General features: G+C 71.6%; 3 protein-coding genes and 1 pseudogene. All 4 read left to right on the forward strand.

Going from position 1 to position 4,377, the window contains the following annotated elements:
- Positions 1 to 108 (forward strand): annotated as a pseudogene (locus VFZ20_RS32925) (IS110 family transposase); the annotation flags it as partial.
- 464 nt (positions 109 to 572) lie between these two features.
- Positions 573 to 2,474, forward strand: coding sequence for a PQQ-binding-like beta-propeller repeat protein (locus VFZ20_RS12155; RefSeq protein WP_329684151.1), 1,902 nt, complete (start codon positions 573 to 575; stop codon positions 2,472 to 2,474).
- Entirely contained in the window at positions 2,474 to 3,016 is a 543-nt protein-coding gene (locus VFZ20_RS12160; RefSeq protein ID WP_329684152.1) for a manganese efflux pump MntP family protein, read from the forward strand. Before VFZ20_RS12155 ends, VFZ20_RS12160 begins: the two co-directional genes overlap by 1 nt.
- Entirely contained in the window at positions 3,013 to 4,290 is a 1,278-nt protein-coding gene (locus VFZ20_RS12165; RefSeq protein ID WP_329684153.1) for a hypothetical protein, read from the forward strand. Before VFZ20_RS12160 ends, VFZ20_RS12165 begins: the two co-directional genes overlap by 4 nt.
- Positions 4,291 to 4,377 lie beyond the last annotated feature (87 nt).

The following is a 4,377-nucleotide window of genomic DNA, read 5'->3' on the forward strand; positions in this document are numbered from 1 at the left end:
CCGTTCAAGGTTGCCATGATCGCGTGTCTGCGGAAGCTGCTGGTGATCCTGAACACGATGGCGCGCACGAATACACCCTGGAATCCGGCGATCGCGGCCACCGTCTGAAACACAGTTGCTGAGGAGCCGCCGCGCGGATTCTTGTCCGTGCGTGATCTCTGGCGGCGACGAAGGATCTTGCCCGCGAAGCTCGAGGGCGACCCTCGTGCGCGGAATCCGCCTCCGAGTCTCGCACACAAGATCCTTCGGTCGCGCCCGGGGTGATGTGCACGGTCAGGGTGTGAGCGGGCGCTCCCTCAGGATGACGCATCGCGGACGCGGGTTCCAGACAGCGCGCCTTCTGCATCCAGCCCGTGCGCTGAGCTGGACGGGGTGGAATTCGATGTTCAACCTCCCCAGGGGTTTTGGGGGGAGGTGCGAGCCTGGGCGAGCGGAGGGGGCGCTTCGCGTGGGCTCGACAGAATCGCAGTGAATCGACGGAATCGCAGGAACGCGGGTCGGGCGGGACGAGAGACGGATGACGGCGCGGCGGCCGGGCGGCCGCGCACCACGCGAGCGAAAGGACAAATCGGATGGCGGCCAACGACACCCCGCAGGGGTGGTGGATGTACCAGAACGGCCCCGGTCACGGGGGCTACGTGCCCAGCACGGTCATCACCCCCCAGAACGCGCCGCAGCTGCAGACGCTGCACACCCTGCAGCTGGGCGGCCCCATTCTCTCCGTGCCCGCCGTCACCAACGGCTACGCGTACGTGGGGCTTTCCAACAGCAAGGCCGCGTACGGCGCCCTGGGCGGCACCTTTTGCAAGGTGTCGCTGGCCGACGGCACCGTGGCGGCCACCTACACGTGGGACATCCCCATTGGCGAGCGCGACACGCACGGGTTCACGGGCATGGGGTGCACGCCGGCCGTCGCGAACGGCTACGTGTACTTCAGCGCCTTCAACGGCAAGTTCTACTGCCTGAACGAGGCGGACCTGTCCGTGGCGTGGATCACGGACCTGCGCTACGCCGACCCCGTGCAGAACCAGCCCGTCACCAACGACATGGGGGGCGAGGACGCGCCGCCCGCCGCCGGGTGGTCGTCGCCGCTGGTGGCCAACGGCGACGTGTACGTGGGGATGGGCGAGGGCGAGAACCCGGCGCTGTTCGGCTTCGTCTACTGCCTGGACGGCACGACCGGCAAGGTAAAGTGGATCTTTTGCACCTCGCAGTTCGATCCCCCCCAGTACGACCCCGACGGTAACGTGACGCACGCCGGCACGCCCAACCAGCCCAACCAGATCCCGCAGTCCGTGGTGCGCGGCACGGTGCTCCCCGGCTTTACGGCCATGGACGACACCAACGCCGTGCGCGGCGGCTCCGTGTGGAGCTGCATCGCGTACGACGCGGACCTGAACCGGCTGTACCTGAGCACGGGCAACCCGCAAAACGGCGTGGACAAGGGCCTGCCCACGGCCGGCGGCAAGGGGCCCGTCTTTCCCCAGCCGTACACGTACGCCGTGATCTCGCTGGACGCGACCACGGGCGCGCTGGTGAACGTGTATGCCCCCACGCAGGACACCAGCTACCGCCCCAACGACATGGACGTCGACTTTGGCGGATCGCCCATCCTGTACGTGCAGGAGGGGCAAAAGCGGGTGGCGGTGGCCAACAAGAACGGCACCCTGTTCGTGCTGGACGAAAACCTCGGGTTCGTCGCCCAGCGCCAGCTGCTGCCGTACGACGTGAACGGGGCCCAGATCCCCACGGTGGATCCGCACCCGGCCAACCAGGGCCTGGCGCCGCCCACGCCCTCAAACGAGGAGTCCAACGCTCCCGCCAACGCGGGCGAGAACTACTCGGGGCCCTTTGGCGCGCCGGCCGTGGACCCCGTGAACGGGCGGCTGTTCGTGGGGCTGGGCGGGCCCAACTACCACGCGGCCTCGCCCGGGCTGGACTACGAGAGCACGCCGTTCATGCGCGCCCTGGACTGGACGCCCAACTCCAAGAACACGCTGGACGACCCGTCGGTGGCCAACGCGGCCAACTGGCCCATGGCCAACTACACGTTCCCCACCACGCAGGGCAACGTGACCGTGTCCCGCTACGCGGGCTCCAACCCGGCGCCGGACCCGCCGGCCCTGGGCCTGGCGGGCGACCAGATGTTCCAGAACCCCGGCGAGGGCTCCGTGGGCTCGCCCATGGTGGTGAACGGCGTGGTCTTCGTGGCCACGCAGAACATCTCGCTGTACGCCTTTGACAGCGTCACGGGCGCGGCCTTGTGGAAGGACGACCTGGGCCAGCAGACGCTGGGGCTCAACGGCGGCTACGGCTACTGCATGGGTCCCGCGTCCGACGGCACCTACGTGGTGGCCGGCGCCCTCATCAACGGGCGCGACGGCGGCGTGCTGCGCATCTACGGCTTCCCGCCCTCGTCCGGCTCGGGCACGGCGTCCGGCACGGGGACGGCGTCCACGACGGGGACCGCCTGATGGTGGAGCTCGCCGTCTTCGGGGTGCTGGCGGGGCTGGACAACCTGCACGTGTCCGCGGCCCTGGGCGTGGCGCGCCCCCGCGGGCGCCGGCTGTGGACGCTGGCCGCGGCCTTCGCGGCGTGCGAAGCCCTCATGCCGCTCGTGGGGCTCACCGTGGGCGGCGCCCTGCGGCGCGCGCTCCCCGTGCTGCAGACCGTGGGGCCGCTGGTGCTGCTGGCGTGCGGCGCCGTCATCCTGTGGCAGGCGCTGCGCGAGGACGATGGCGCGGCGGAGCGGGCCGTGGACGGAGGCTGGATGATCCTGGGCCTGCCCCTTTCGCTCAGCCTGGACAACCTGTTCGCGGGGGTGGGGCTGGGCAGCGCGGGCTACCCCGTGCTGCTCTCCGCCGCCGTCGTGGGCTCCGTGAGCGGGGCCCTGTGCCTGGCCGGGCTGTTCGCCGGCGCCACCGTGCGGCGCTGGCTCCCCGCCCGCGCCGAGGCGTGGAGCGGCGCGTTCCTGATGGTGATGGGGCTGGTCTCCCTGGCGCGGGGGGGCGCATGACGGACGTGCTGGCGCCGCCCGCCGCCCCCGTGGCCACGGGGCTGCACTTTCCCACCAGCCTGGCGTTCGACGACGAGGGCCGCGCGTACGTGGCCGAAAGCGGCCTGCCGTTTGGCGGGGCGCCGCGCGGCGGACGCGTGCTGCGCCTGCGCGACGACGGCGGCGCGGACGTGGTCGCCGCCGGCCTGCGCGAACCGGTGAACGGGCTCACCTGGCACGACGGGGCCTTCTACGTGGCCGAAGGCGGCTTTCCCGGCCGCATCAGCCGCCTGACGGTGGACGGCGAGCGGACGACCGTGGTGGACGGGCTGCCGGGGCGCGGCAACTACCACGTGAACACCATCGCCGTGGGTCCGGACGGCATGCTGTACTGGGGCCAGGGCGCCATGACCAACCTGGGCATCGTGGGGCTGGACGCGTACGACCTGGCCTGGCTCAAGCAGCTTCCCCATCCGCACGACGTGCCGGGGATGGACGTGGTGCTCACGGGGGTGAACGTGCAGACAGCGGACCCGCTGGAGGGGCCGGAGGCGCGGGCCGTCACGGGCGCCTTTGTCCCGTTCGGGACACCGACGGAAGCCGGTCAGCACGTCCCCGCGGGGGTGCCGGCCACGGCGGCCGTGCTGCGCTGCCACCCCGACGGCAGCGGGCTGGAGGTGTTCGCCTGGGGCATCCGCAACGCGTTCGGGCTGGGATTTCTCTCCGACGGCCGCCTGATCGCCACGGACCAGGGCTCGGACGACCGCGGCAGCCGCCCCATCGCCGGCGTGCCGGAGCTTGTGTTCGACGTGCGCCGGGGCGCGTGGTACGGCTGGCCGGACTTCGTGGGCGGCGTGCCCGTCACGGACCCGCGCTTCACCCCCACGCGCGGCGCGGCGCCGACGTTCATCCTGGCCAACCACGACGCCCTGCCGCCGCCGGAGCGGCCCCTGATGGAGCTGCCCCTGAACTCGTCCGCGTGCAAGTTCGGCGTGTTCCCGGCGGACGGCCCGTTCGCGGGAGACCTGCTGATGACGCTGTTCGGCGACGAGGTGCCCATGACGTCGCCCACCAATCCGCGCAGCGGGCGGACGGTGGTGCGCATCGACACGCGGACGTGGACGGCGCACCCCGTGGCGGACGTCCCCGCGCTGCATCGCCCCATCGACGTGGCCTTTCACCCCCACACGGGCCAGGCGTGGGTGCTGGACTTTGGCGCCTTCGAGCTGGCGCCCGGCGGGCGGATGGACGCGCGCCCCGGCAGCGGCGCCGTGCGGCGCCTGGACGTGGGCTGACGCGCCGCCCCTGATCTCCCGAGTTGACGACCCCGGAACCCGACCGCAACCACAGAGAGGCCCCATGAGCGACACGACCGCAGGGCA

The sequence above is a fragment of the Longimicrobium sp. genome (assembly GCF_036280135.1).
Classification (GTDB): domain Bacteria; phylum Gemmatimonadota; class Gemmatimonadetes; order Longimicrobiales; family Longimicrobiaceae; genus Longimicrobium.